At 71.2% G+C, this 25,845-nt stretch carries 24 protein-coding genes and 1 pseudogene; 17 read left to right on the top strand and 8 right to left on the bottom strand.

The features are described from left to right. Window positions 1-100: 100 nt before the first annotated feature. From OTB19_RS17540 to OTB19_RS17505, 8 genes are all read left to right on the top strand, one after another. A complete protein-coding gene (locus OTB19_RS17540; RefSeq protein ID WP_053676175.1) occupies window positions 101-262 on the top strand; it encodes a hypothetical protein in 162 nt (53 codons plus the stop codon). A 251-nt stretch (window positions 263-513) separates the two neighbouring features. After that, on the top strand, window positions 514-867 hold the full coding sequence (locus tag OTB19_RS17535) for a PRC-barrel domain-containing protein (protein ID WP_267799197.1): 354 nt from the start codon (window positions 514-516) through the stop codon (window positions 865-867). A gap of 154 nt (window positions 868-1,021) precedes the next feature. Beyond that, window positions 1,022-3,142, top strand: a complete 2,121-nt coding sequence (gene glgX / locus OTB19_RS17530) for a glycogen debranching protein GlgX (RefSeq protein WP_267799196.1) — start codon at window positions 1,022-1,024, stop codon at window positions 3,140-3,142. Between the two features lie 186 nt (window positions 3,143-3,328). Beyond that, window positions 3,329-5,719: a phosphoketolase family protein gene (locus tag OTB19_RS17525; protein ID WP_267799195.1), complete on the top strand. Its 2,391-nt coding sequence runs from the start codon at window positions 3,329-3,331 to the stop codon at window positions 5,717-5,719. A gap of 54 nt (window positions 5,720-5,773) precedes the next feature. Next, window positions 5,774-6,685, top strand: coding sequence for a SigB/SigF/SigG family RNA polymerase sigma factor (locus OTB19_RS17520; RefSeq protein ID WP_267799194.1), 912 nt, complete (start codon window positions 5,774-5,776; stop codon window positions 6,683-6,685). A 243-nt stretch (window positions 6,686-6,928) separates the two neighbouring features. Then, on the top strand, window positions 6,929-7,183 hold the full coding sequence (locus OTB19_RS17515; protein WP_267799192.1) for a CDGSH iron-sulfur domain-containing protein: 255 nt from the start codon (window positions 6,929-6,931) through the stop codon (window positions 7,181-7,183). Continuing rightward, window positions 7,183-8,211: an iron-containing redox enzyme family protein gene (locus OTB19_RS17510; protein ID WP_267799191.1), complete on the top strand. Its 1,029-nt coding sequence runs from the start codon at window positions 7,183-7,185 to the stop codon at window positions 8,209-8,211. Before OTB19_RS17515 ends, OTB19_RS17510 begins: the two co-directional genes overlap by 1 nt. A 176-nt stretch (window positions 8,212-8,387) precedes the next feature. Continuing rightward, complete coding sequence (locus tag OTB19_RS17505) at window positions 8,388-8,825, top strand: ATP-binding protein (RefSeq protein WP_267799190.1); 438 nt, start codon at window positions 8,388-8,390, stop codon at window positions 8,823-8,825. Here OTB19_RS17505 and OTB19_RS17500 read toward each other — a convergent pair. Both OTB19_RS17500 and OTB19_RS17495 read right to left on the bottom strand, forming a co-directional pair. Continuing rightward, window positions 8,812-9,975 carry a PP2C family protein-serine/threonine phosphatase gene (locus OTB19_RS17500; RefSeq protein ID WP_267799219.1) on the bottom strand — a complete coding sequence of 388 codons (1,164 nt, stop codon included), beginning with the start codon at window positions 9,973-9,975 and terminating at the stop codon, window positions 8,812-8,814. The genes OTB19_RS17505 and OTB19_RS17500 overlap by 14 nt on opposite strands. A gap of 35 nt (window positions 9,976-10,010) precedes the next feature. Beyond that, the gene (locus OTB19_RS17495; RefSeq protein ID WP_267799189.1) at window positions 10,011-11,621 is read right to left on the bottom strand and encodes a sensor histidine kinase; all 1,611 of its coding nucleotides are present in this window, start codon (window positions 11,619-11,621) and stop codon (window positions 10,011-10,013) included. Window positions 11,622-11,737: 116 nt separating this feature from the next. On the opposite strand from OTB19_RS17495, the gene OTB19_RS17490 reads away from it, so the two are divergent. Both OTB19_RS17490 and OTB19_RS17485 read left to right on the top strand, forming a co-directional pair. Further along, window positions 11,738-12,520 (top strand): response regulator, encoded by a 783-nt coding sequence (locus OTB19_RS17490; RefSeq protein WP_267799186.1) that lies wholly within the window; start codon window positions 11,738-11,740, stop codon window positions 12,518-12,520. Window positions 12,521-12,765: 245 nt separating this feature from the next. Then, entirely contained in the window at window positions 12,766-13,818 is a 1,053-nt protein-coding gene (locus OTB19_RS17485; protein ID WP_267799185.1) for a zinc-binding dehydrogenase, read from the top strand. Window positions 13,819-13,919: 101 nt separating this feature from the next. Here OTB19_RS17485 and glpK read toward each other — a convergent pair whose 3' ends face one another. Then, complete coding sequence (gene glpK, locus OTB19_RS17480; RefSeq protein WP_267799184.1) at window positions 13,920-15,437, bottom strand: glycerol kinase GlpK; 1,518 nt, start codon at window positions 15,435-15,437, stop codon at window positions 13,920-13,922. Window positions 15,438-15,564: 127 nt separating this feature from the next. Beyond that, window positions 15,565-16,369 (bottom strand): annotated as a pseudogene (locus OTB19_RS17475) (MIP/aquaporin family protein). A 297-nt stretch (window positions 16,370-16,666) separates the two neighbouring features. Here OTB19_RS17475 and dhaK point away from each other — a divergent pair. Together dhaK and OTB19_RS17465 are read left to right on the top strand one after the other, a co-directional pair. After that, window positions 16,667-17,671: a dihydroxyacetone kinase subunit DhaK gene (dhaK, locus tag OTB19_RS17470; RefSeq protein ID WP_267799183.1), complete on the top strand. Its 1,005-nt coding sequence runs from the start codon at window positions 16,667-16,669 to the stop codon at window positions 17,669-17,671. A gap of 178 nt (window positions 17,672-17,849) precedes the next feature. After that, the gene (locus tag OTB19_RS17465) at window positions 17,850-18,086 is read left to right on the top strand and encodes a hypothetical protein (RefSeq protein WP_267799182.1); all 237 of its coding nucleotides are present in this window, start codon (window positions 17,850-17,852) and stop codon (window positions 18,084-18,086) included. A 107-nt stretch (window positions 18,087-18,193) separates the two neighbouring features. Here the strand turns inward: OTB19_RS17465 and OTB19_RS17460 are convergent, their stop codons facing one another. Beyond that, window positions 18,194-19,492 carry a radical SAM protein gene (locus OTB19_RS17460; protein ID WP_267799218.1) on the bottom strand — a complete coding sequence of 433 codons (1,299 nt, stop codon included), beginning with the start codon at window positions 19,490-19,492 and terminating at the stop codon, window positions 18,194-18,196. A 654-nt stretch (window positions 19,493-20,146) separates the two neighbouring features. Between OTB19_RS17460 and OTB19_RS17455 the strand changes: the two genes are divergently transcribed. From OTB19_RS17455 to proP, 3 genes are all read left to right on the top strand, one after another. Beyond that, a complete protein-coding gene (locus OTB19_RS17455) occupies window positions 20,147-20,458 on the top strand; it encodes a hypothetical protein (RefSeq protein WP_267799181.1) in 312 nt (103 codons plus the stop codon). Next, a complete protein-coding gene (locus OTB19_RS17450; protein ID WP_267799180.1) occupies window positions 20,455-20,721 on the top strand; it encodes a DUF4235 domain-containing protein in 267 nt (88 codons plus the stop codon). The genes OTB19_RS17455 and OTB19_RS17450 overlap by 4 nt, the downstream gene beginning before the upstream one ends. Window positions 20,722-20,885: 164 nt before the next feature. After that, on the top strand, window positions 20,886-22,382 hold the full coding sequence (gene proP, locus OTB19_RS17445) for a glycine betaine/L-proline transporter ProP (protein WP_267799179.1): 1,497 nt from the start codon (window positions 20,886-20,888) through the stop codon (window positions 22,380-22,382). Window positions 22,383-22,485: 103 nt separating this feature from the next. On the opposite strand, the gene OTB19_RS17440 is transcribed toward proP, so the two are convergent. Further along, on the bottom strand, window positions 22,486-23,328 hold the full coding sequence (locus tag OTB19_RS17440; protein WP_267799178.1) for a PRC and DUF2382 domain-containing protein: 843 nt from the start codon (window positions 23,326-23,328) through the stop codon (window positions 22,486-22,488). Window positions 23,329-23,521: 193 nt separating this feature from the next. Then, the gene (locus OTB19_RS17435) at window positions 23,522-23,740 is read right to left on the bottom strand and encodes a hypothetical protein (protein ID WP_267799177.1); all 219 of its coding nucleotides are present in this window, start codon (window positions 23,738-23,740) and stop codon (window positions 23,522-23,524) included. Between the two features lie 142 nt (window positions 23,741-23,882). On the opposite strand from OTB19_RS17435, the gene OTB19_RS17430 reads away from it, so the two are divergent. Then, the gene (locus tag OTB19_RS17430; protein WP_267799176.1) at window positions 23,883-24,341 is read left to right on the top strand and encodes a DUF5709 domain-containing protein; all 459 of its coding nucleotides are present in this window, start codon (window positions 23,883-23,885) and stop codon (window positions 24,339-24,341) included. 60 nt (window positions 24,342-24,401) lie between these two features. Next, a complete protein-coding gene (locus OTB19_RS17425; RefSeq protein ID WP_267799175.1) occupies window positions 24,402-24,602 on the top strand; it encodes a hypothetical protein in 201 nt (66 codons plus the stop codon). A gap of 50 nt (window positions 24,603-24,652) precedes the next feature. Here OTB19_RS17425 and OTB19_RS17420 read toward each other — a convergent pair whose 3' ends face one another. Continuing rightward, entirely contained in the window at window positions 24,653-25,732 is a 1,080-nt protein-coding gene (locus tag OTB19_RS17420) for an FUSC family protein (protein WP_267799174.1), read from the bottom strand. Window positions 25,733-25,845: the final 113 nt, after the last annotated feature.

Raw genomic sequence — 25,845 nt, 5'->3', positions numbered from 1 at the left:
GGCTCATCCGGCTGCCCGCCTGCGTCGATAAGAAACAAGTAAATCCGGTGTGCATGGCTCGGGGGTGTGGGGGCATTCGGTTGTTCGGAGGTTGATAATCATGGTTCCCCTGCTTCTTGTTCTTCTGCTCGCTTTGATTCTTTTCGGTGCCGGTTTCGCGGTGAAGATCCTTTGGTGGGTCGCGATCGCGGTGCTGGTGTTGTGGCTTGTCGGGTTCGTTGCCCGTCCGAAGGGTGGGAGCGGCCGCTGGTACCGCTGGTAGACGGGTGTTCCGTCTGTGGTGAACGTGTTGTGGGGTCCGTCCTTTCGGGGGCGGGCCCCACAGTCGTGTCCGGGTCCGCCTTTGTGTTCGGGGTGTGGCCTGCTCTTTCGGGGTCGATCGAGAAAAAGGGTGTTTGGGGTGTGTGGGCGGGGTGGTCGGGGGCAGGCGGCGTTGTGGCGGAACGGCGCCTCTCCGGTGGTGAATGTGCCGGGAGAAAGCCTCCGTTGATTTCGAGTGAGGGAGTTCTTCGTATGACTGAGAATGTGTGGGGTTACCGCGAGACGTCCGGTCGTCTGGCCGGTGCGGACCTGACGGGCTACAAGGTCGAGGCGACGGACGGCTCCATCGGCAAGGTCGACAAGCACTCCGACGAGGTGGGTTCCGCGTACATCGTGGTCGACACCGGTCCGTGGATCTTCGGCAAGGAAGTCCTCCTGCCGGCGGGGACGGTCAGTCGGATCGACGCGGACGACAAGAAGATCCATGTCGATCGGACCAAGGAGCAGATCAAGAACGCTCCGGAGTTCGACAAGGACAAGCACCTCGGTGACGCGGACTATCACCGTCAGGTGGGCGGCTATTACGACGGGCCGCACCGCGTCTGACGGACGCGCGCACACCCCGGGCGGGGGCGACAGCCGAACGGCTGCCGCCCCCGCCCCGTCGTGCGTCGCACGGTCACGAGGGGTATACGCCATCACGGGCCACGATCACCGGCGCTGACACGCGCGACGCCCGTTTGCGTGTTTATCTTCCTGCATGGATATCTCCGCTGGACGTCCTTACCCCCTCGGCGCGACCCACGACGGCTCGGGGACGAACTTCGCCCTGTTCTCCGACTGCGCCGAAACGGTGGAACTGTGCCTGATCGACGACGCCGGCGGCGAGCACCGGATCACCCTGCCGGAGGTGGACGGCGGCGTGTGGCACGGCCGGGTCGCCGGGGTCGGCCCCGGGCAGCGGTACGGCTACCGCGTCCACGGTCCCTGGAGTCCGGACGAGGGACTGCGCTGCAACCCGGCCAAGCTGTTGCTCGACCCCTACGCCAAGGCCGTCGACGGCCAGATCGACGGGGACCCCTCCCTGAGCGGACACCAGGCCGAGGACCCGGGCCTCCCGGACGACCGTGACAGCCGGGGCCACGTACCGCTCGGCGTCGTGACCGGCGGAGAGTTCGACTGGGAGGGCGACCAGCCGCCCGGCCACGCGTTCCACGACTCGGTCATCTACGAGGCCCACGTCAAGGGGCTGACCTGCCGCAACCCCGACGTGCCCGAGGAACTGCGCGGCACCTACGCCGGCGTCGCGCACCCGGCCGTCGTCCGACACCTGAAGGAACTCGGCGTGACGGCACTCGAACTGATGCCCGTGCACCAGTTCACCCAGGACGGCTTCCTCACCGACCAGGGCCTTTCGAACTACTGGGGCTACAACACCATCGGCTACTTCGCCCCGCACCACGCCTACGCCTCCGGAGGCAGCCTCGGCGGGCAGGTCACCGAGTTCAAGTCCATGGTCAAGGCCCTGCACCGGGAGGGCATCGAAGTCATCCTCGACGTGGTCTACAACCACACCGCCGAGGGCAACGACCAAGGGCCCACCCTCTCCTTCCGGGGCATCGACAACCCCTCCTACTACCGTCTGGTCGACGACAGCCCCGCCCACTACTTCGACACCACCGGCACCGGCAACAGCCTCCTGATGAGGCACCCGGCCGTCCTCCAGCTGATCATGGACTCGCTGAGGTACTGGGTCACCGAGATGCACGTGGACGGATTCAGGTTCGACCTCGCCGCCACCCTGGCGCGCCAGTTCCACGACGTCGACAAGCTCTCCGCGTTCTTCGACATAGTCCATCAGGATCCGGTCATCAGCCGCGTCAAACTGATCGCCGAGCCCTGGGACATCGGGGAAGGCGGCTACCAGGTCGGAAACTTCCCCGCCCTGTGGAGCGAATGGAACGGCCGCTACCGCGACGCCGTCCGCTCCTTCTGGCGCGGGGACGAATCCGCCCTGCCGGAGTTCGGCGCCCGCATCGCCGGCTCCGCCGACCTCTACCAGTCCGATCAACGCCGCCCCCGCGCGGGCATCAACTTCATCACCGCGCACGACGGCTTCACCCTGCGGGACCTGGTGTCGTACAACGACCGCCACAACGAGGCCAACGGGGAGGAAGGCCGCGACGGCGAGGCCGACAACCGGTCCTGGAACTGCGGCGCGGAAGGCCCCGTCGACGACGCGGACGTCCTGCGCCTGCGGGCGCGGCAGCAGCGCAACATGCTGGCCACCCTCTGCCTCTCCCTGGGCGTGCCCATGATCTCCCACGGTGACGAACTGGGCCGGACGCAGCACGGCAACAACAACGTCTACTGCCAGGACAACGAGCTGTCCTGGATCGACTGGGAGCTCGACGACGCCAACGCCGAGCTGCTCGCGTTCACCCGAAGGGCCCTCGCCCTGCGCCGTGAGCAGCCCGTCCTGCGCAGGCGCCGCTTCCCGCAGGGAGCGCCCACGGACGCGACCGCGCCGGCGGCCGACATCGTGTGGCTCGGGCCCGACGGGGACTGCATGACGCAGGAGGACTGGGACCGGCCCGACAACCGCGGCATCACCGTCTACCTCTGCGGGGACCTCCTCGCGGCGGACCGCGACGAGCACGCCCCGCGCCCGGACTCGCTGCTGCTCATGTACAACGCCGCCGCCGAGGACACCACCTTCCGTCTTCCGCCCGCCGCCTACGGCGAGGCCTGGACGGTCGCCCTCGACACCGCCCTCGACGGCGACGACACACCGGACGAGACCGAGCTCAAGGCGACGGCCAAGACGGTCCTCACCGGCCGCAGCATGCGGGTCCTGCGCCGGCCGGCCAGACGGCCGTGAGCCCCGTGGGCCCCCGTCCGCCCGCCGCCGGACACACCCGGCGCGCGCCCGCGGGACCCGCCGGCCCGGACGGGCCACTCCACCCCGCACCGCGAACACGACCCCGCAGGGGCGTTGTGTACCGCGCCGCGGGGGCATGCGCGGGACGTGATGCCGAAGGCGTCCCGTAGCGAGGGGAGTGGTCCGATGACACACGAGACGACGGTTGCGGAATCCGCCGACCAGGGCCTGGGGGCCTATCGGCGGGCTGCCGACTACGTGGCCGCGGCCCTGATCCACCTCCAGGACAACGTCCTGCTCGGAGAGCCGCTGCGACCCGAGCACCTCAAGCCCCGGCTCCTCGGCCACTGGGGTACCTGCCCCGGCATCACCCTCGTCTACGGCGCCCTGAACCGGCTGATCAGGCAACGGGACGCCGACGTCCTGCTCGTCACGGGCCCCGGACACGGCGCCCCCGCCGTCCACGCGAACCTGTGGCTGGAGGCGACACACGCCGCGTACGACCCGGCGCTGAGCCGCGACGCCGACGGGCTGCGCGAACTCAGCCGCCGCTACTGCGCGCCCGACGGCTTCCCCAGCCACCTCTCCCCGGCCGTACCGGGCACGCTCCACGAGGGCGGGGAGCTGGGATACGCCCTGGCGACCGCCTTCGGCGCGGCCCTGGACGCCCCCGGCCGACTGGTCGCCTGCATCGTCGGCGACGGCGAGGCCGAGACCGGCCCGACCGCGGGCGCGTGGCACTCGTCCAAGTACCTCGACCCGGCCACCAGCGGCGCCGTGCTGCCGTTCCTGCACCTCAACGGGTACAAGATCTCCTCTCCCACCCTCTTCGCCACGATGACCGACGGAGAACTCACCGACCTCTTCCGCGGATACGGCTGGGACCCCCGGATCGTCGACGTCACCTCCGACCCCGACGGCCGGGCCCTGGTGGAAGCGGTCGCCGACGCCCACACCAGCATCACCGCCATCCAGGGCCGGGCCCGCTCCGGCACGTCGCCCGAACCCCGCCCCCGATGGCCGATGATCGTCCTGCGCAGCCTCAAGGGCCAGGGCGCTCCGGCCGAGGTGGAGGGCGTCCGCATCGAGGGGACGTTCCACGCCCATCAGGTGCCCCTCCCCGATGCCCACGAAGATCCGGAACAACTGCGCGCCCTCGAAGCGTGGCTGCGCTCCTACCGGCCCGAGGAACTCTTCGACGCGCAGGGCCGGCCCGTACCCGAGGTGACCGCGTCCTGCCCCGACGGGGACCGGCGCATCGGCATGCAGGCCGCGGCGGACGGAGGCCGACTGCGCAGGCCGCTCGACCTGCCCGCGCTCGCCCCCTACGCCGTCGCCCTGAAGGGCGGGCCGGGCCGCACCGCCGCCAGTGCGAACAAGGTCCTCGCCGACTGGCTCACGGAGATCTTCCGCCGCACGTCCGAGCGCCGCGACTTCCGTGTCGTCTCGCCCGACGAACTCGCCTCGAACAAACTGGACGCGGTCCTGGAGGCCACCGACCGCGCCCTCACCCGGCCGGTCGACGAGTACGCCGAACACCTGGCCCGGGACGGCCGCGTCATGGAGACCCTGTCCGAGCACAACTGCCAGGGCTGGCTCCAGGGCTACCTCCTGACCGGCGGGCACGGCCTGTTCCCCACCTACGAGGCCTTCGCCTCCATCGTGGACAGCATGCTCAACCAGTACGCCAAATGGCTCAAGACCTCCCGCGAGGTGCCCTGGCGCTCCCCGGTCAGCAGCCTCACCTACCTCCTGACCAGCGAGGGATGGCGCCAGGAACACAACGGCTACAGCCACCAGGGATTCGGCTTCATCAACAATCTGCTCACCCAGAAGAACGAGGTGACCGGCGTCTACCTGCCCCCCGACGCCAACACCCTCCTGGTCACCATGGAGCGCCTCCTCGACGAGACCGGAAAGGTCAACGTCGTGGTGTCGGGCAAACACGAGGCCGCCCAATGGCTGGGACTGGACGAGGCACGCGCGCACTGCGCCGCCGGAGCGTCCACGTGGGACTGGGCCTCCCACGGCGGGGGAGGCGAACCCGAACTGGTCCTCGCCTGCGCGGGCGGCATCCCCACCGTCGAGACCCTGGCCGCCGTCTCCCTGCTGCGCGACGACCTGCCCGACGCCCTGATCCGCGTCGTCAACATCGTGGACCTGTGCGCCCTCGCCCCCGCCGACCGTCACCCCAACGGCATGCCGGACGACCGCTTCCGCGCCCTCTTCGGCACGGACACCCCCGTCGTGCTCGACTTCCACGGCTACCCCTCGGCCGTGCACCAGCTCCTGCACGGACGCCCGCACCCCGACCGCTTCCACGTCCGCGGCTACGTGGAGGAGGGAACCACCAGCACCCCCTACGACCTCCTCGCCGCCAACGGCACGTCCCGCCACGACCTGGCCATCGCCGCACTGCACCACCTCGAACGGCGCCACCCGCAGGCACCGGCACTGGCCGCCCGCCACGCCGCCGAACGCGACCGGATCCGAGCGGAACTGCGCCGCACCGGCGTGGACCCGGCGGAGATCACCGACTGGAGGTGGAACGGGCCCGAAGACGGGTGTACGAACTGAAATCGAGGGCACGAGGGCGGAAGCAAGTCATCCGTCCAGGGGAGGAACGGTTCCATGTCCCACGCCGCCGCAGTTGTCAGCCCCGCTCTCGATGTGCAGGTCGTGCCGCCTGTCGGGTCGGTGGTCGAGGGTTCCGGTTCGTCGGTGTTGCCGCGGATCGATGACGCGCGTGCGGTGGCGCCTTCGGACGCGCGGGAGTTGTCGCGTCTGTTCCTGGTGCGGTTGCGGTCGTTGGAGGAGGGGACGCGCGAGTACCAGTACGCGCGGAACACGTTGATCGAGATGAACATCTCGTTGGTGAACTTCGCGGCCCGGCGTTTTCGGGGGCGTGCCACCGGGGGTGGTGGGATCGAGTTGGACGACATCATCCAGGTCGGGACGATCGGTCTGATCAAGGCGATCGACCGGTTCGATCCGGAGCGTGAGGTGGAGTTCTCCACGTTGGCGTTGCCGTTCATCACTGGGGAGATCAAGCGGTTCTTCCGTGACACGACGTGGGCGGTGCATGTGCCGCGTCGGTTGCAGGAGCTGCGGACGGAGCTGGCCAAGAGCCAGGAGGCGTTGACGGAGGTGTTCGGTCGGGCGCCGACGGTTCGGGAGCTGGCCGAGCATCTGGAGTTGTCGGAGGAGCAGGTCGTCGAGGGCATGGTGGCGGCCAACGGTTACACGAGCGGGTCGATCGACGAGTCGACGTCCTCGGGGAGCCGGCCGTCCGCGCAGCCGCGTTCGTTGGCCGACACCGTGGGTGACGTGGATCCCGCGATGGAGCTGTTCGAGGACTTCCACACGTTGGCTCCGCTCCTGAAGGACCTGGCGCCGCGGGATCGGCAGATCCTGTCGATGCGGTTCGGGCAGGAGAAGACCCAGGCCGAGATCGGCGCCGAACTCGGCATCTCCCAGATGCAGGTCTCCCGCCTCCTGACCCGCACCCTCACCCGCCTGCGCACCGGAATGCTCGCCGGCTAAAGAGCCCCACCCCGACGTCCCGCCCCGGCCCCCGTGTGCTCCACACCGGGGCCGCTCGGGCACCCGGACCGCCGGAGCACCGCGCGAGCCGTGCCCACACAGGACCCCGGCCATCGGGGATCGATCTTCGTCGCATCCTCCGAAGACCGAGGGAATCACGGATAGGGCGCCCGCCCCTGGGCAGTCGCACCCTGTCGTCGACGACACCACCGTCGCGGCCCCACTCGACCCCGGAGGTACGCGGTGACCAGTACGGACGGTGACCCGCGCCAGGCCGGCGCGGACGCGCACCCCCGTCGGGTGCAGGTGGACCCCCAGGGCCCCGTCCTGATCGAGGGCCCGGTCGAGATCGTCCTGGACGACGGGACGATCGCCCGGTCCGACCGCTTCATGGTCGCGGTGTGCACCTGCCGCCGCAGCCGCACCCAACCCTGGTGCGACACGAGCCACCGCCGCCGCGAGCGACCCGCCGCGCCCCCCGAGGACAGGACCCCGTGATGCCCCCTCCCGCTCCGAGCGCGACGGCGACCGCCGCGGGCCCCCGCCTCGTCGAAGGACGCGGCGAGCTGTCCCGGTCCGTGACGCAGGCCCTGCGATCGGGACAGGCCCCCGTCTACGCCCCCGGGACCGTCCTGAAGGCCGACCCGTGGGGCGAGGACCTCCAGCTGGCCCTCTATCTCCTGTACGAACTGCACTACCGCGGCTTCGACGACGTCGACGACACCCGCGAATGGGACCCGGACCTGCTCAGGCTGCGCGCGGCCATGGAGGCCCGCTTCCTGCACGCCCTGCGCACCGAGCTGTCCGAGGCCCCCCGATCCGTCGATGAGGCCTTCGCCCCGCTCCTCCTGGAGCCCGTGGACCTCTCCGACAGCCTCAGCCACCGCCTCGAAACCGAGGGCGAGCTCTGGCAGCTGCGCGAGTACGCGGCCCTGCGCTCCCTGTACCACCTGAAGGAGGCGGACCCCCACGTCTGGGTGATCCCCAGGCTGTCCGGGCGGGCCAAGGCCGCCATGGTCGCCATCGAGTACGACGAGTTCGGCGCCGGCCGCGCCGACCGGATCCACGCCCGGCTCTTCGCGGACCTGATGCGCGACCTCGCACTGGACCCCGCCTACGGCCACTACCTGGACCACGCCCCCGCACCCTTGCTCGCGACCGTGAACCTGATGTCCCTCTTCGGACTGCACCGGGCCTCGCGCGGCGCGCTCGTCGGCCATTTCGCGTGCGTCGAGGTCACCTCCTCGCCCGGATCGAGGCGACTGGCCAAGGCGATGCGCCGCTGCGGGGCCGGCCCGGCGGCCGAACACTTCTACGCCGAGCACGTCGAGGCCGACGCCGTCCACGAGCAGGTCGTACGCCGAGACGTGATCGGCGGCCTCCTCGCCGACGAGCCGGACCTGGAGGCGGACGTCGCGTTCGGGTGCGCGGCGACCGTCCTGCTGGAGGACCGCCTCGCCGACCACCTGCGCGAGGCGTGGGACGGGGGACGCAGCGCCCTGCGCGCGCCGCTGGACCGCGCATGAGGCGCGTACGGCGTGGACCAAGGCGCCGGGGCCGCCCGGGAGTACGCCGGATCCGCGGGAGCGCGGGGGCTCTCCTCGCCCACGCGGCGGCGGTGCGGCACCTCCCCGCGGGCCGCGTGTCCGAGCGCTGTGCGAGTATCACCAGGATCGGTGCGGCCGCGACAGGCGAGGGAGACATGACACAGGTACCAGGGGACGGCGGCCCGCCGGCCCGTGAGCAGGTACCGACGGACGTCTCCGCGGGCGCCGGTCCCGCGTTGCCCGCGACGGTGGCCGAGGCCCGGGAGATCGTGGCGGTCCTCCTGGAGAAATCCGGTCTCCCGTCGGACGCCCCCGTCGTGACGGACGCGCTGATGGTCACGTCCGAACTCGTCACCAACGCGATACGCCACGGCGGGGGACTGACCGGCTTTCACGCCGACGTCCGCGACGGCGACCTGCGCGTCTCGGTCGCGGACCGCAGCCCCGTTCCCCCGGTCACTCAGACCAGCCCCCCGGCCGGCCGCCGGATCGGCGGCTACGGCTGGCCCCTCGTCCGTACCCTCGCGGACCGCGTCACCGTCACGCCCCACGCCGCCGGCAAACACATCACCGCGACGCTCAGGCTGGGATGACCCCCGCGCCGTGCCAGTCCAGGCGCAGGACGGCGAGGTCGTCGGTGTGACGTCCCGCGTTCAGGGCGCGGGTCTCCTTGACGAGCAGGTCGACGTGGGCCCCGGGGTCGGCCGGGGGCAGCTTCCCGATGAGGGCGAGCAGTCCTTCGACGCCCAGCCGCTCGCCGTCCGCCGTGCCGTTGTGCCCCTCGGTCAGGCCGTCGGTGTAGAGCGTCAGGGCCCCTGAGGGCGGGAGCGGGATCACGGTGGCCGGCCACGAGCCCAGGTGGGGGGTGATGCCGAGCGCGATCCCGTGTTCTGCGGTCGTCTCGCGGGTCCGCCCGGCGACGGTGAGCAGGGGAGCGTCGTGACCGGCCAGGTACACGGTCGCGGTACCCGCCGTCTGGTCGAGCGTGAGCAGGGCGCAGGTGGCGAACATCGTCGGCAGGCCGCGTTCGGCGACCAGGATCCGCTCCAACAGACGCAGCAGGTCGGGGCCGCGGTGTCCGCCGAGGATCAGGGACCGCCAGGCGATGCGCAGGCAGACGCCGAGGGCCGCCGCGTCGGGTCCGTGTCCGCTGACGTCGCCGACCACGGTGTGGAGCAGCCCGTCGTCGCCTTCGACGACGTCGAGGAAGTCCCCGCCGAGCAGCGCCTGTTCCCGTCCGGGCAGGTAGCGGGTCGTCACGGTGACGGTACTGGTGTCGAGGATCGGCCGGGGTAACAACCCGCGTTCCAGACGGGCGTTCTCCTCCGCCCGCAGCCGGGTGGCCTGGGCCTCGGCGCTCGCGCGTTCCGTCTCGCTGCGGTAGACCGCGTAGCGCACCGTACGGCCCAGGAGATCCGCCTCGACCTTGCCCTTCACCAGGTAGTCCTGGGCGCCGGCGGCCATGGCGTCGGAGCCGGCCCGCTGCTCGGACAGGCCGGTCAGCACGATCACCGCGGTGTGCGGGGCCAGTTCGCGGACGGTGACGACACCGTCCGTACCCGAGAGGTCCGGCAGGTGCAGGTCGAGGAGGACGCAGTCGACCCGGCGATCGGCGAGCGCGACACGGGCATCGGCCAGGCTCCTGGCCGCCGTCAGCTCGAAGCGCAGCCCGGTGTCGTGGAGCAGCTCCTCCACCAGGAGGGCGTCCGCCTCGTCGTCCTCGACGAGCAGGATGCGGTACATCGGCTCGACCGGCCGCGACGCCGACTCGACCACGCTCACGACTCCCGCTCCTCCCCGTCACGGTGCGCCGCCGGCCCCGCCGCTTCCTGCTCGGCGTTCTCGACCGGTGCGGAGGCGAGGGTGAAGACGACGCGGGTGCCGTCTGCGTACGCGGGGTCGATCCCGATGGTGCCGCCGTGGAACTCGACGATCTTCTTGCACATCGCCAGGCCGATGCCGCTGCCGTTGTAGGCGTCCTTGGTGTGCAGGCGCTGGAAGATCACGAACACCTTCTCGGCGTACTCCGGGGCGATGCCGATGCCGTTGTCGGTGACGGCGAACCGCCACAGCTCACCCTCCCGTTCGGCCGACACGTGGATCTTCGGGGTCTCGCCGGGACGGCGGAACTTCACCGCGTTGCCGAGCAGGTTCTGCCACAGCATCCCCATCTGCGTGGGGTCCGCGACCAGGGTCGGCAGCGCGTCATGGGTGACGACCGCCCCGGATTCCTCCACGCTGACGCTGAGTGCGGACAGGGCCCGGCTCACCACCGAGTCGAGATCCACGCTCTGGTGCGTGTGGTGGACGCGACCCACCCGCGAGAAGTCGAGGAGGTCGTTGATCAGGGTCTGCATGCGGTTCGCCCCGTCGACCGCGAAGTCGATGTACTGGTCCGCCTTCGCGTCGAGCTGCCCTCCGTAGCGGCGCTGGAGCAACTGGGTGAAGCTGGAGACCTTCCGCAGGGGCTCCTGGAGGTCGTGCGAGGCCACGTAGGCGAACTGCTCCAGCTCGGCGTTGGACCGCCTGAGATCGGCGGCCTGCGCGTCGAGGCGCACCCGCGCCTCCTCGGTGAAGGCCAGCTCCCGTACGAGCCGTCGGCGCATGGAATCGACCTCGGCGCCGAGCCGGCGCAGGTCCGCCGGGCCGGTCGGGGTGATCGGATGCTCGAAGTCGCCGCCGGTGATGGCGCGGGCGTCCGCCCCGAGCCGCTCCAGGGGTGTGGTGATGCCGCGGCGCAGTGCCTCGAAGACCAGCCCGGCGAGGGCGACGATGACCAGCGCGATGGCGGAGAAGACCCAGTTCCGCAGGCGCATGACCGCGAACAGGTCCTCCCGCGCGTTCGCGCGGTCGATCTGGAGCTTCTCCTGCTGTTCGGTCATCGCCGTCCGCAGGGTGTCGAAGGCGGCCTTCGCCTCCGCGGCCCGCTCGGTGGCCAGGGGAGAGGGCGTCCCGGGTGGCGAGGCGGCGATCGGGCGGGCGATCCGCTCCTGCCACACCTCCACCGCGTCCTCGACGGCCTTCAAGTCCTTCAGACCGGTGGCGTCGTCGCGGAGCAGCTCCGCGAGCCGGGTGGTGGACGTCTCCTGTTCGGTGAGCCCCCGCTGGTAGGGGACCAGGAACTCCGCGGTGCCGGTGAGCCCGTAGCCGCGGATGCCCGTCTCCTGGTTGAGCAGTGTCGACTCCAGGCGGATCGAGGTGGTCAGGGCGGGGGTCTTCACGTCCACCAGCTCCCTGCTGAGCGAGGCCGTCCGTTCGAGGACCCAGGCTCCGGTCACCCCGAGCAGGGCCAGGACCGCCAGGGACGCGGCCACCCCCGCGCGAAGCCACTGCCGGGTCGTCCACGTGGACAGACCCCGCGGACGCGGCAGCCCCTCTTCGCCGGTCATCTCGTATGCCCCTCCGCTGTCGCAACCGCTCCCCGATGTGGTGCGGCGTGCATACTCTAGAGCCGTCACGGACAACCATTGTTGTCGAGGTCCGGTTGGGGGCTAGAGTGCCGGGTATGCCGGGCCAGAACTTCGTACCGCGGACCACGTTCCAGGAGACGGCCGCCGTCGCGGACACCGCGGTCGCCGAGCTCGCGCAGCGTCTCGCACGCCTGCTCCCGGACGCCCCGGCCACACCGCGGGCGGCCGCAGTCGACGATCCGACCCGCGCCCTGGCCCTGCTGAACGTGCTGGATCACGTGCGGCAGGCCGCCGAGAGACTCCAACGCGACGTCGCCGCGGACGCCGCCCGCGCGGGCGCCGGCTACCCGCAGCTCGGCGACGCCTGCGGAATCACCCGACAAGGTGCCCGACGACGCTGGCCCGGACTGTTCAACCACTCCCACGACAAACCCACGGAGCATCCGATGATGAGCGCCCCCTCCCGCCCCTACGACGTCCTGCTCGTCGAGGACGACATGGCCGACGCCATGCTCATCGAGGAGGCCCTCTCCGAGCGCGGGACCCGCAACCTGGTCCAGGTCACCGACGGGGTCGCCGCGCTGGAGCACCTGCGCACCCCCGGCAGCGTGCGCCCCGACCTCATCGTCCTCGACCTGAACATGCCCCGCATGAACGGCCGCGACCTCCTCCAGATCCTGAAGAACGACGAGAGCCTCCAGACCATCCCCGTCGTCGTCCTCACCACCTCCTCCGCGCCGGAGGACGTCGCGGGCGCCTACAGCAGCCACGCCAACGCCTACGTCACCAAGCCGGTCAACCTCGACGAGTTCGAGAAGGCGGTGCAGAGCATCGACGCGTTCTACCTCGACACCGCCACCCGGCTGCCCCGCGCCTGAGCACGACCGACCCCTTCGGGTCGAGGGTTCGGTATGGCGTCCGGGGTTCACCCGGGCGGCGGAGTGTGGGCCCACCCGGGCCGGGCAGGCGCCGGCCGGGGTGCCCGTGATCCTTCCCGAGGGGACCTCGGGGCACCCCCGTTCCGCCCCTGCGGGGTCCGCCCGAGGCGGTAACCGGAACTCTCCCTCCCGCCGACTTCGATCAACTAGGGTGCAAATCCAATCCAATTCAGGGGGATGCACCGATGCTTGCTGCCGTTTACCACGGAAGACGTGACGTCCGGGTCCAGGAGTGGCCCGACCCGCCGTCACCGGCCCCGCACGAGCTTCAGCTGGAGATCCTGCGGGCGAGCATCTGCGGAACCGACGTCGACGAGTTCGTCTCGGGGCCCCACCTGATCCCCATCGACGCCCCGCACCCCGCGAGCGGCCACGTCGGCCCGCTCGTCCTCGGTCACGAGATGGTCGGACGCGTCGTCGGCGTGGGGGCGGACGTCGCCGGGTTCGGCGTCGGGGACGTCGTGGTGCCCGGCTCCGGGGTGTCCTGCGGGACGTGTCGTTGGTGCCACGCCGGGCGGACCAACCTGTGCGCGACCTACTACACGGTGGGCCTCCACGTGGACGGCGGGCTCGCCGAACGGGTGAACGTCCCCGCACGCATCAGCCGGTCCATCGGCGACGCCTCGCCCGACGTCGCGATCATGGCCCAGCCCCTCGCCGTCGCCCTGCACGCGGTGCGCGGCTCCGAGGCCGAGGCCGGGGCGACCGTCGTGGTCATCGGCCTGGGCGGGATCGGCCTGCCGGCCCTGGCCGCGTTCACGGCACGGGGCATCGAGACCATCGCCGTCGACGTCTCGACGGCCCGCCTGGAGGCCGCCGAGCGCAGCGGGGCGAGCGTGCTCATCGACGCCTCCCGCCAGGACGCCGCCGCCGAGATCCGGCGCGTCACCGGCGGCAACGGCGCCGACATCGTCCTGGAGACCTCGGGGGCGCCCCAGGGCCTGGAGACCGCGATGAACGCGGTGAGCCGCGGCGGTCACATCCGCCTGGTGGGCCTGCACCGCGACCCGTCGCCCCTGAACCTGACCCGGCTGGTGCTCGACGAGATCCGGATCTCGACCTCGAAGGTGCACATCTGCGACCAGGACCTTCCCGAGGCGATGGCCCTCCTGAAGGAGCACCCCCACATCGCGTCCACCTCGATCGACGCGGTCATCCCCCTCGCCGACGTGGTCGAGGGCGGGCTGGAGCGGATGGCATCGGGCCGGGCGACCGGCAAGGTCGTCGTCACGCTCTGAGCGCCCGCTCCCGGGCCACCGGAGCGAAGGCGACATGACGAGGCGGTACCGGCACCTCTCAGCGTGCCGGTACCGCCCGTCCGAACGGGCGCCGGACCGCCCTACTCGACCTTGGCCCAGTCGAGGGTGCGCTCCACCGCCTTCTTCCAGCCCTCGTATCCCTCCGCACGCTGATCCTCGGACCACTGGGGTTCCCAGCGCTTGGACTCCTGCCAGTGGGTGCGCAGTTCGTCCTGGTCGCGCCAGAAGCCGGTGGCGAGGCCCGCGGCGTAGGCGGCGCCCAGCGCGGTCGTCTCGGCGACCACCGGCCGGCTGACCGGCACGCCCAGGACATCGGCCTGGATCTGCATGCAAAGGTCGTTGGCGGTCACGCCGCCGTCGACCTTCAGCACGTCGAGGTGGACGCCGGAGTCCTGCTCCATGGCCTCGACCACGTCGCGGCTCTGGTAGCAGATGGCTTCCAGGGCGGCCCGGGCCAGGTGTCCGCTGTCGTGGTAGCGGGCGAGGCCGACGATGGCCCCGCGCGCGTCGGAACGCCAGTACGGGGCGAACAGGCCCGAGAACGCCGGTACGAAGTAGATCCCGCCGCTGTCGTCGACGGTGCGGGCCAGGCGTTCGCTCTCGGCGGCGTCACCGATGATCTTCAGCTGGTCGCGCAGCCACTGGATCGCCGAGCCGGTGACGGCGATAGAGCCCTCCAGCGCGTACACGGCGGGCTCGTCTCCGAACTGGTAGGCCACGGTGGTGAGCAGGCCGTGCGAGGAGCGGACCAGCTCCGTGCCGGTGTTCAGGACGAGGAAGTTGCCCGTTCCGTACGTGTTCTTCGCTTCGCCGGGCGCGTAGCAGACCTGTCCGACGGTGGCCGCCTGCTGGTCGCCGAGGACACCCGTGATGGGGATGGCGGCGCGCAGCGGCCGGGAGGTGCGGGTCTGCCCGTAGGCCTGCGGGTGGGAGGAGGGATTGATGCTCGGCAGCATCGCCCTCGGGATGTTGAAGAAGCCCAGGAGTTCGTCGTCCCAGTCGAGCGTCTCCAGGTCCATCAGCATGGTGCGGCTGGCGTTGGTCACGTCGGTGGCGTGGATGCCGCCGTCGGGGCCACCGGTGAGGTTCCACAGCACCCAGCAGTCGGTGTTGCCGAAGAGGGCGTGGCCCTGCTCGGCCGCCTCGCGGACCCCGTCGACGTTCTCCAGGATCCATTGGATCTTGCCGCCGGAGAAGTAGGTGGCCGGCGGCAGGCCGGCCTTGCGGCGGATCACGTCCCCCTTGCCGGAGCGCTCCAGAGCCGCCGCTATGGAGTCCGTGCGGGTGTCCTGCCAGACGATGGCGTTGTAGTAGGGGCGGCCGGTGCGGGGATCCCAGACGACGGTGGTCTCCCGCTGGTTGGTGACGCCGATGGCCGCCAGGTCCGAGGCCGAGAGGTTCCCGTGCCGCAGGGCGTTCTGCATCACCGAGTTGGTGCGCTCCCAGATCTCGACCGGGTCGTGTTCGACCCACCCCGAGCGCGGGAGGATCTGCGAGTGTTCCAGCTGGTGCTTCGCCACCTCGTTGCCCGCGTGGTCGAAGATCATGAAACGGGTGCTGGTGGTCCCCTGGTCCACCGCGCCGACGAAGTCAGCCATGGGGATGCCGCCTCTCTTGGGGCCCTTGGTGCGCTGGGGTCTGTGTCGTGGAGTCCGTGCCGTGGGGGGTCGGTCAGCCGCCCGCCCGGGCGGCAGGTTCCTTCAGCCCGCCCGGGCGTGCGGTCGATCAGTTCTCGTCCGGAGCCGGGATCCGTCCCGGGGGTTCCGGCTCGGCGGTCGGCAGGAACCGGCCGATGAAGACCTTGTACAGACCCGCTCCCAGCACACCGCCGATGAACGGACCGATGATCGGGACCCAGAAGTAGAAGTTCCCGTACTGATCTCGCCATGCTCCGCCGTAGCCGGTGAGGAAGCTGGCCAGTCGGGGGCCGAAGTCACGTGCCGGGTTGATCGCGTAACCGGCGTTGGTGCCCCAGGCCATGCCGATGGCCACCACGATCAGGCCGACGATGAACGGCGCCAGGTTGGCGCCCGGAGGATCCGGTGCCGATGATCTGGTCGCGCAACGCGCCCCACTCGGTGACCGGCAGGTTCGGGTTGCCGTTGGCCGGCAGCGTGGAGAAGACGCCCTGCGTCTTGATGGTGTGGCCGGGGTCGGCCTTCCCGAGGGCCTCGGTGTAGTTCCACCGGACGATCAGGGCCGCCACGAAGGCGCCAGCCGTCTGGGCCAGCGCGTAGGGGGCGACCTTGCTCCAGGGGAACCCCTTGAACGTCGCCAGCGCGACGGTCACCGCCGGGTTGAGGTGAGCACCGCTCAGCCTCGCGGCGACGTAGACGCCCAGTGTGACGCCGAGGCCCCAGGCCCAGGCGATGCTGTCGTGGTTGCCCAGGCCGCCCGCCGGGTCCGTGAGGGCGCCGCCGGCGACCACCTGGGCCACCACGCCGCAACCGAAGAGGATGAGGATCAGGGTGCCGGCGAACTCGGCGGACAGTTCGCCGACCAGGCCTGATCTCTTGAGCCGCTCAGCCATGGGTGCCCCTTCCCGTCGGCCGGGGACCGGCCGTCGACTGCCCCGAGCCTCAATGAATCACTGTAATCCCGGACATATCTCCGGGCCAGTGGCGGAGATCCGCCCCGGATCCGCGGGCCATTCCCGGCCCCGCGGACACCCCCGGGATCCGCGGGCCGCTGCGGATCCCGACGCCTTCGCGGCACACTTGACGTACGGCGCGCGACCGCGGTCGCGGCCGTCCGCACCCCGCGCTCCCGAGCCGCGGAGCGCACCGGTACGAGACTCGCCCGCCAGGTCCGACCCCGGAGGTACCCGATGAACATGCTCATCAACAGCGCGGAGACCGTGGTCGCAGACGCCCTGCGGGGGATGGCCGCCGCCCACCCGGATCTCGACGTGGACGTGGAGGGCCGGGTGGTCGTACGGCGGGGCGTCCGCGAGGGCGGGCGGGTCGGTCTGGTCTCCGGAGGCGGCTCCGGACACGAACCCCTGCACGCCGGCTTCGTCGGGTACGGGATGCTGTCCGGCGCGTGTCCCGGAGAGGTGTTCACCTCGCCGGTACCCGACCAGATGCTGCGGGCGGCCAAGGCCGTGGACTCCGGGCAGGGCGTGCTGTTCGTCGTCAAGAACTACACCGGCGACGTGTTGAACTTCGACATGGCGGCCGAGCTGGCCGAGGAGGACGGCATCCGCGTCGAGCGGGTCCTGGTCAACGACGACGTCGCCGTCACCGACAGCCTGTACACCGCCGGGCGACGCGGTACGGGAGCCACCCTCTTCGTCGAGAAGATCGCCGGGGCCGCCGCCGAGGAAGGTGCGCCGCTGGAGCAGGTCGCTGCGCTCGCCCGCCGGGTGAACGAGGCCTCCCGGAGCTTCGGGGTCGCGCTCAGCGCCTGCTCCACCCCCGCGAAGGGCAGCCCGACCTTCGACCTCCCCGACGGGGAGCTGGAGTTGGGCGTCGGCATCCACGGCGAGCCGGGCCGGGAGCGTCGCGCGATGATGCCCTCGCGGGACATCGCCGACTTCGCGGTGGGCGCCGTGCTGGAAGACCTGGCGGCGGTGGGTCCGGCCGACGGCCCGGTGCTGGCCCTGGTGAACGGGATGGGCGCGACACCGCTGTTGGAGCTGTACGGCTTCCACGCCGAGGTGGCACGGGTGCTGGCCGATCGGGGCGTCCCGGTGGCGCGGACGCTCGTGGGGAACTACGTCACCTCGCTCGACATGGCGGGATGCTCGGTGACGCTGTGCCGGGCCGACGACGAACTGCTGCGGCTGTGGGACGCGCCCGTGGAGACGGCGGCGCTGCGCTGGGGCCGCTGACCCGGACCGTCGCGAGGGGTGGGGCCTGCGGCGCCGGTCGCCACGGCCCGCGCCCCCCTGCGGGCGCGCGCCGCGAAGCACGCGTCGCCGTGGAACAGCGGACACGATCGGGCGCAAGCGAGCGGCAATCCATCCCTGTCGGCGCGCGCCGCCGGCCGAGACGTGGAACCGTCGTCACATGACCGAAAGTTCGATCCCTTACATCTCAGCGGCCCGGGTCACCGTCCGGGGGGTCCAGCCCGGCGCTCCGCCCTTTCGCATCGTGGAGGTGGACGGGGAATTCATCGGCAGGGCGACATCGATGACGGACGTGCTCCTGATCGCCGCGGAGGCCGGCGTCCCCATTCACGACCTGGACGACCTGGAGGCGGTCCACTGGGTCGGTGGCGGCAAGTTCACCTGGAACCCGCACTGAGCCGTCTCGTCCCTCCGCACCGCTGCCGTCCGCGGGCCGGTACGACCGCCCGCGAGGACGGTCGTACCGGTGCCGTGTCGTTCCCGTTCCCTCGCGTGCCCGCCCCGTCAGGGCGTCTCGTCCTCCTCCAGGCCTTCGAGGCTGTCCATGAACGAGCTGACGGAGAACACCGCCCGGCCGGGGCCGGCCGGGCCGTAGCCGGGCGGGGACTTCAGGCCGAACTCCTCCAGGGTCCCCCGGTAGGCCTCCAGCAGCCGGATGTGGTACTCCAGCGGCGCCCCGAGGGGGTTGGCCTTGCCCAGCGGTGTCGTCGGCTCCGGGCACCAGGTGGTGAAGCGCGGCACCACGCCGTTCGACATGAAGAACCGCAGGCCCTCGGTGGTCGATTCGATCGCCTCGTCGACCTTCGTGAAGCCGAAGGGCTCGGCCATCTCGATGCCCGCCACGAAGTTGGGGATCACGTTGCGCGGGCCGAAGACCTCGGTGGAGTCCAGGATCCGGCGGTGCCACTCGTCGCGGCCCACGTAACGTTCCTTGCCCGGGCAGTGGAGCTGGAACAGCCGGCGGTCCCACACCTCGAAGTTCGGGTGGTAGATCCGGATGCCGTGGTCGTGGAAGCGCTGGACGTCCGCGCGGGGCAGCGCCTGGGCGACGACCTTGCCGATCCAGCGGCCCGGGAAGCGCTCCTCGATGGCCTTCGCGTAGTGGCCGTAGAAGTCGGCCTCGTCCCGGCCGGCGACCTGCGAGGTGATCGAGCCGCCGGTGAGCGTGTAGGCCCGGGAGGTGCCCGCGGTGTCGTACCGGTCGATGATCTCCAGGGCCTCCAGCACCTCCTCGACCGGCTTCACGCCGGTGTAGGGCCGGCCCGCCGCCTTGTGCTGGCGCCAGTTGTGGTTGATGTCGCAGAACTGGCACTCCTCCTTGGCCCCGAAGTACTGGCAGACCCGGAAGACCGTCAGGTAGACGAGGTAGCCCCACTGGATGGTCGGCGCGACCTCCATCACGGACTTGCCGTTCGACAGCTTGTGCCGGTAGTACTCCGGCATCGGCGGCAGGCCGACGTCCGCGATCCGTGCCCCGTCCAGGTAGAGGCCGAGCGCGCCGTCCTCGCCGCCGCGCACGACGTACGGGGAGTCCGGATTGACCCGTACCGACACGACGGTACGGCGCAGGTCGTACGGACCGCCGGTGAGGACGATCTCCTCGGGAGGCCGGTTCAGCGCGGCGGCGCCGAGCTCCGGCAGCGTGCGGTGGTCGAAGGAGAAGATGAAGTAGGACTTCGGCTTGACGTCACCCGAGGACCCGTCGGTGGTGCCGCTGAGCGCGGACTCGTCGAAGGCCATGCCGCCCCGCAGGAGGTCCTCCTTGAACACGGCCTCCCGGGGTACCTGTGGGAAGCGGCCCATGAGGTCCTCGACGAGCGCGGTCCGGCTGACGCTCTCCGCGTGTTGCTTCACTTCTGACTCCTTGGGCCGTTGTGACGTGCGGTGGACGGTTCGGCCGCTCGACGGCGGGTCGTACGGCGCCGATCCGATCCGGGACTGAACACGTTCAATTGCTCCTGCCACACTACCCCGCGCGCCCGTGACACTCACGCGGACCCCGCCCGGGGGAACCTCGTCGCGGTCACGGAATCCGAACGCTGCCAGGCACCCGTCCGCCGACGCAAGCGACATGCGGCCCGGCGCGAGGCCACTTCCGGCCCGGCCGCACTGTCCGCCGCGCACGACGAACGGCGCACACGAGCAACGGCGCGCCGACGAACGGAAGGGACGGACGCGACCGCGCGTGAACACCCGCGCGTGAACACCCGCGCGTGAACACCCGCGCGTGAACACCCGCGCGTGAACACCCGCGCGTGAACACCCGCGTGTGAGCACCCGCGTGAACAGGGGCCCGAGCTCCGCGAGTTCGGGCCCCTGTCCGGTGTCCGATCGGAGGCCGCCCCGCCAAGGACGACCCGGTCGGGTGGGTGTTCCCGCCGATGCGGGGTAGCCGGGCAGTGAACGCGATACGCGGCCCGAGCGCGGGGCCGGCGCGGCAAGGAGACGTCCGATCAGATGAAGGAGCAGGTCGTGGAGAAGGCAGCCCGGATGACCGACCAGATCCGCGAGACGGCCGAGCAGGCCGCGCAGTTGATGAAGGACAAGACCCCCGACCCGATCCTGGACAGGGCCGCGCAGGCATCCCGACAGGTCGTCCAGGCCACCACCCACGCCGGCCGGATCGCGGCGGACAAGACGCCCGACTCGGTCCTCGATACGGCGGGCCAGGTCGCGGGCAGGGTCCGGGCGAACCGCACCCCGCTCCTCGCACTCGGCGCCCTGCTGGCCGTGTACGCGGTGGTGCGTCGGAGCCGGGGCCGCAAGTGAACGGGGTCAAGATCGCGTACAAGCCCGTCGGGTTCGCCCTGGGCGCCCTGAGCGGCATGCTCGCCGGGATGGCGTTCAAGCAGGCCTGGAAGCTGATCGAAGGGGAGGGTGACGCCCCCGACGCCACCGACGAGGACCGCTCCTGGACGGAGATCCTCATCGCCGCCGGCCTCCAGGGGGCGATCTTCGCCGTGACCAAGGCCGCCGTGGACCGGTCCGGAGCGGTCGCGGCACGGCGTCTGACGGGCACCTGGCCGGGCTGAGCCCGCCGCGGCGCCGGCCCCGTACGCGGGCCGGCGCCGCCCGCCCGGTCGGTCGGTCGGCGGCTCGATGTGACACACGTCGCATCTGGCCGTCGATCCGTTTTGCGGTGGCCATGATCGCGCACAAGCGGTTCCTGGAGCACCCACCGAGGAAAGGACCGGCCATGACGGCCCCCGAATCCCAGCAGGTGGCCGATCCGGAAGCGGTGAAGCGCCATCCCATCCTGTTCCGTGCCGTCAGGCAGCGCCGGAACCCCAGACTCCGTCGGACGGACATCACCGTCACCGACGAGCAGGCGGTCAAGCGCGCCGTGAAGGCCGCGTCGCTCGGCAACGCCATGGAATGGTTCGACTTCGGCATCTACTCGTATCTCGCCGTCACCCTGGGCCACGTCTTCTTCCCGTCCGGGAGCGAGACCACCCAACTCCTGTCCTCGTTCGCCACCTTCGCCGTGGCCTTCCTGGTCAGGCCACTCGGCGGGATGTTCTTCGGCCCGATGGGCGACCGGCTCGGCCGCAAGAAGATCCTTGCGCTCACCATGATCATGATGGCGGTCGGCACGTTCGCCATCGGTCTCATCCCTTCGCACGACACGATCGGCGTGTGGGCCCCGGTCCTGCTGATCGTCTTCCGGATGCTCCAGGGCTTCTCGACCGGCGGTGAGTACGGCGGCGCCGCCACCTTCATCGCCGAGTACGCCCCCGACAAGCGCCGCGGTTTCTACGGCAGTTTCCTCGAAGTCGGCACCCTGGCCGGCTACGTCGGCGCGGCCGGCCTGGTCACCGCGCTGTACGCCGTGCTCGACGACCCGCAGATGGATGCCTGGGGCTGGCGCATCCCGTTCCTCGTCGCCGGGCCCCTCGGCCTGGTCGGCCTGTACCTGCGCCTGCGCCTCGACGAGACCCCGGCCTTCCGGAAGCTGGAGGGCGACAAGGTACACGTCACCGAGGCCGCCGACCGCGTGGAGACGGTCGCCAAGGGCGATCTCGCGAAGATCTTCCGCCAGTACTGGCAGACGCTGATCCTCTGCGTCTGCCTGGTCGGCGCGTACAGCATCACCGACTACATGCTCCTGTCGTACATGCCGACCTACCTGTCGGACGAACTCGGCTACAGCGAGACGCACGGCCTGCTCATCCTGCTCGGCGTGATGGTCCTGCTGATGCTCCTCATCAGCCAGGTCGGCAAGCTCTCCGACCGGTTCGGCCGCAAGCCGCTGCTGATGGCGGGCATGGTGGGCTTCTTCGTGCTGTCGCTCCCCTCCTTCCTCCTGATCCGCCAGGACGGCATCCCGGCGATCACCCTCGGCATGCTGATGCTGGGGCTCTCGCTCGTCTGCCTGCTCGGCACGATGTCCTCCGCCCTCCCGGCCCTCTTCCCGACGCACGTCCGCTACGGCTCGCTGTCCGTGGCCTACAACCTGTCGGCGTCGATCTTCGGAGGCACGACCCCGCTGCTGATCACGGCCCTGATCAGCTGGAGCGGCACGAACCTCATGCCGGCCTACTACGCGATGGCCGCGGGCCTGGTCGGCATCATCGCCGTCGCCTGCATGAAGGAGACCGCGCAGAAGCCGCTGGACGGTTCCCCGCCCTCCGTCGAGACGCCGGAGGAGGCCGCGGAACTGTGCGCGGCCCAGTCACCCGACCCGAAGTTCTGACGCCCGGCTCCGCTCTGCGCCCTTCGGGACAAGGAAAGGCTGGTACCGCTTCGACGAAGCGGTACCAGCCTTTCCGCGCCGTTCGGGCGCCGGGCGTCTCGCGTCAGCGGCGCGAGCCCTTCCCGCCCCCACCCCGACGGGCGTCCCCGCCCTGCTCGTAGCGGACCTGCTCCCTGCGGACGGTGTCGGAGACCTCCTGCTGCTCCGTGACCCGCTCCGTCTCCAGGCGCACGCGCTCGACGGGCACGGCCTCCTTGCGGGTCACCGCGCGCTCGGCGTGCAGGGTCACCTCCGTCTCGGCCTCGCCGATGGCGCCGCCGCGCACCCGCTCCCCCTCGCGGACGGGTTCGCGTACGACACGGACCTCCTCGTGGCTGACGGGGACGGTGGTGGTGACGTTCTCGGTGACGACGACCTTCTTCAGTCGGGCGCGCCCGACCTCCTCGTTCGTGGTCCCCACGCGCAGCCGCTCCTCGGAGCGGACCAGCTCGTCCTTGCCGCGGCCCTCACCCCGGTCGTCGACGTACGTCCCCGTGGCGATGCCGGGGGCGTCCACGGAGGTGCGGTGGGCCTTCCCGTTGCCCTTGGCCTTCCCGTTGCCGTTCCCGTTGCCGTGGGAGGCCGCGGGGGACAGGCCGTAGTGCCGGTAGAGCCTGTGCTCCTCGTCGGAGTCGAGGTGTTGGTCGGCGTCGACCCTCGGGGCGTCCTTGACGACGTCCTTGGCGTGCGGGACGTGCAGGCCCTCGCCGTCGCTGCGGGCGCCCGCGAGGGGAACGAACGACTCCTTCATGCCGAACCAGCCGGTCTTGACGGTGACCCATTCCGGCCGGCCCGTCGCGTCGTCGCGGTAGACCTGACCGATGCTGCCGATCTTCTCCCCGTCGGCGTCGTAGGCCGTCAGGGTCAACAGCTGCTCGGTGCTCAGGAAACCGTTTCCAGCGCTCATCGGTGAATCCTCCAGTGCGGTTCGGCACGCGGCGCGCGGCAACCTCGTTGTTCCGCGCTCACCCCGTGCCCCCCTCCAGAGCGCACCCTGAGCCGTGCCGCCGCAACCGGTCGGAGCGGTACGGGGACGTCCGCCGGGGCCCTCGGACGGCCGGAGCCGCTGTGTGACCGGGGCATCACCCCCGGCGACCCGTCTACTCCGAACGGGTGGCCCGGTCCGGGCGCCGACCGGAGCGGGCGCAGGTGCGCGCGGTCCGTCGCGCGTCCCCGTCGGTGTGGAGATCCAGGGCGCTCAGCAGGGCGATGTAGTCGTCCGGGTCGGTGGCGTGGGAGGCGACCGTCCTGCGGGCCCGCTCGCGCCGACCGTCGCCGTCGGCGTCGGGAAAGTCGTCTGTGCGGAGGTCGTGGTTCATGACAGCCGATACGACCACACTCCCGGGCCCGCGGTACAACCGGGGCAGGTCGGCCTGCGTGATCGCCCGATTATTGGGGAGGCGCCCCAGGGAACGGCAGCGCCGCCCCGAGCGGGCGGCACATCGAGGAGAGGACGTGCTCATGAGCGAATCCGACGCCCGCGGCGACGACGTCTACCAGCCCCAGCCCGAGGACGAGCGTTCCGAGGAGCCGGACATGGACCAGAGCGTCGGGGAGCCCGACACCGACGCCCGGCTCGACCAGGGGTACTCGCCGCCGGAGCGGCCGTACGCCAGCGATCACCACGCCACCACAGGCGAGGAACAGCAGCAGGGCGAGAGCCTCGACGAGCGCCTCGCCCGGGAGGTCCCCGACGTGCAGCCCCCGGCCGGGGACGGCATCGGAGACCTCGACGGCGGGGAGGGCGAGCCCGTCGACCCGCAGGCGGGCGACGCCCGCGCAGGCCGCCTGGCCCCCGCCACGGACTCCCCGCGGGAGAACAACGTCCTCGCCCACGACGTGGGCATCGACGCCGGCGCGGCCTCGGCCGAGGAAGCCGCCGTGCACGTCATCGAGGACCCGGAGGAGGAGCCGCGGTAGCCCTGCGGCACCCGACTCCCGCCGGCAGAGAACCCCCACGAGAGACCAGGAGCACACGCCATGACCGCGAACGAACCCACCAGGCCCACCCCTCCGTCGCAGGCACCCGGGGAGAGCGGCGACCCGCAGGCCCGGGAGGAGGCGGAGGAGGCGGTCCTTCCCGGCACCGGGAAGGACACGTCCGGCGAGACCGACCCGTCGAACGGCGACACGCCGCGCCCCAAGCCGGGACCCGCGAAGCCCGCCCGGAAGGGCGAGTAGCCGGTCCGACCGACGCCCGCGCCCCCGACGCCCGACCCGTGTCGCCCGTCTCAGGCCGTCCGGTCGAGTACCCGGTGTCCCCGGCGGAGTTCGGCGACCAGCCGGCCAGCGTCGGTGAGCAGCGTGCCCTGAAGGGTGAAGACCGCCGGATCGGTGTCGGGGGTGTTCAGGGCCTGCTTCTGGGCGTGGTCGAACTCGGCGGTCGTCCGGTCGAGGATCTCACCGAGCAGCCGGGGCTCGGTCCGGACGGTCCGGCCGATGTGCTCCAGGGCGCCGGCCACCGTGCGCAACAAGGACGCGTAGGCCGTGCGGAACGAAGCCGGGACGGCGTCCAGTTCGCCGTTGTCGAGGGCGTAGTGGAGGCCGCGACTGATGGACCGGACGTGGTCGAGGCCGCGCTGGGCCACGTCGACCGCCTCCTGGGCCCGGGGGAGTGCCTGCGCCGCGCCGGCGATGCTCCGGCGCGGGTTGAGCCGGCCGTTCTCCGTCTCGGCGTCGATGGCGTGCCGGATCCGATCGGCGTCCGCCGCCAGCCGCCGCCAGTCGTGGCGCAACTGCTCCACGCGGGCCGCGTCCGGGTTCTCGGACTCGATCGTGTCGGCCAGGACGTCGACGCGCCTGCGGACGCCCTCGTACAGGTCGGCCACGGCCTCCTGCCGGTGGCGGGTGTGCCGGGCGGGTGCGAGGACGAGGTGGGCCGTGAGCCCGCAGAGCGCGCCGATCACGACGGAAGCGACGAGATGGCCGATGTAGTCGATCCGGCCCTGTCCGGAGGAGAAGGCGAAGAAGCCCACGATCGCCACCTGGGTGCCCTGTTCGCCCAGGCGCCGGACGCGGCCGAGCGTGAGGGCGGCGAGGGTGAGCAGGCCGAAGGTCCAGCCGTGGATGCCGGCGGTGGCCGCCAGCGAAGCGGCGAGGGCCGCGCCGACCGTCATCGCGATCAGGTACTGCGCGCAGTGCCGCACGGAGCGGTACACCGTCGTCTGGAGTGCCACCAGCGCGGTGAACGGGGCGAACGTGGCCACCGCGGCCGGCAGGAAGTGCCGGGCCAACATCCACGCCGCCATGGCCGCCACCACGGTCTTCGCTCCCAGCACCAGGACGTCGCGCTCGCTCCCCTGATGAAGCACCCCCCGCCGGACACGTCCGGCGACCTCCGTGCACGTCGTCCTCACGGCTCCGGGCAGCTTGTTCCACTCGGGCATCCGTCACCTCCGACGTGCCGTATGCCCTGCCGGGTCGC

It is taken from the genome of Streptomyces sp. H27-H5 (assembly GCF_026627505.1).
Taxonomy (GTDB): Bacteria; Actinomycetota; Actinomycetes; order Streptomycetales; family Streptomycetaceae; genus Streptomyces.
Note: the sequence above shows the minus strand (reverse complement) of the source record. Positions and strands in the feature narration are given on the sequence as shown.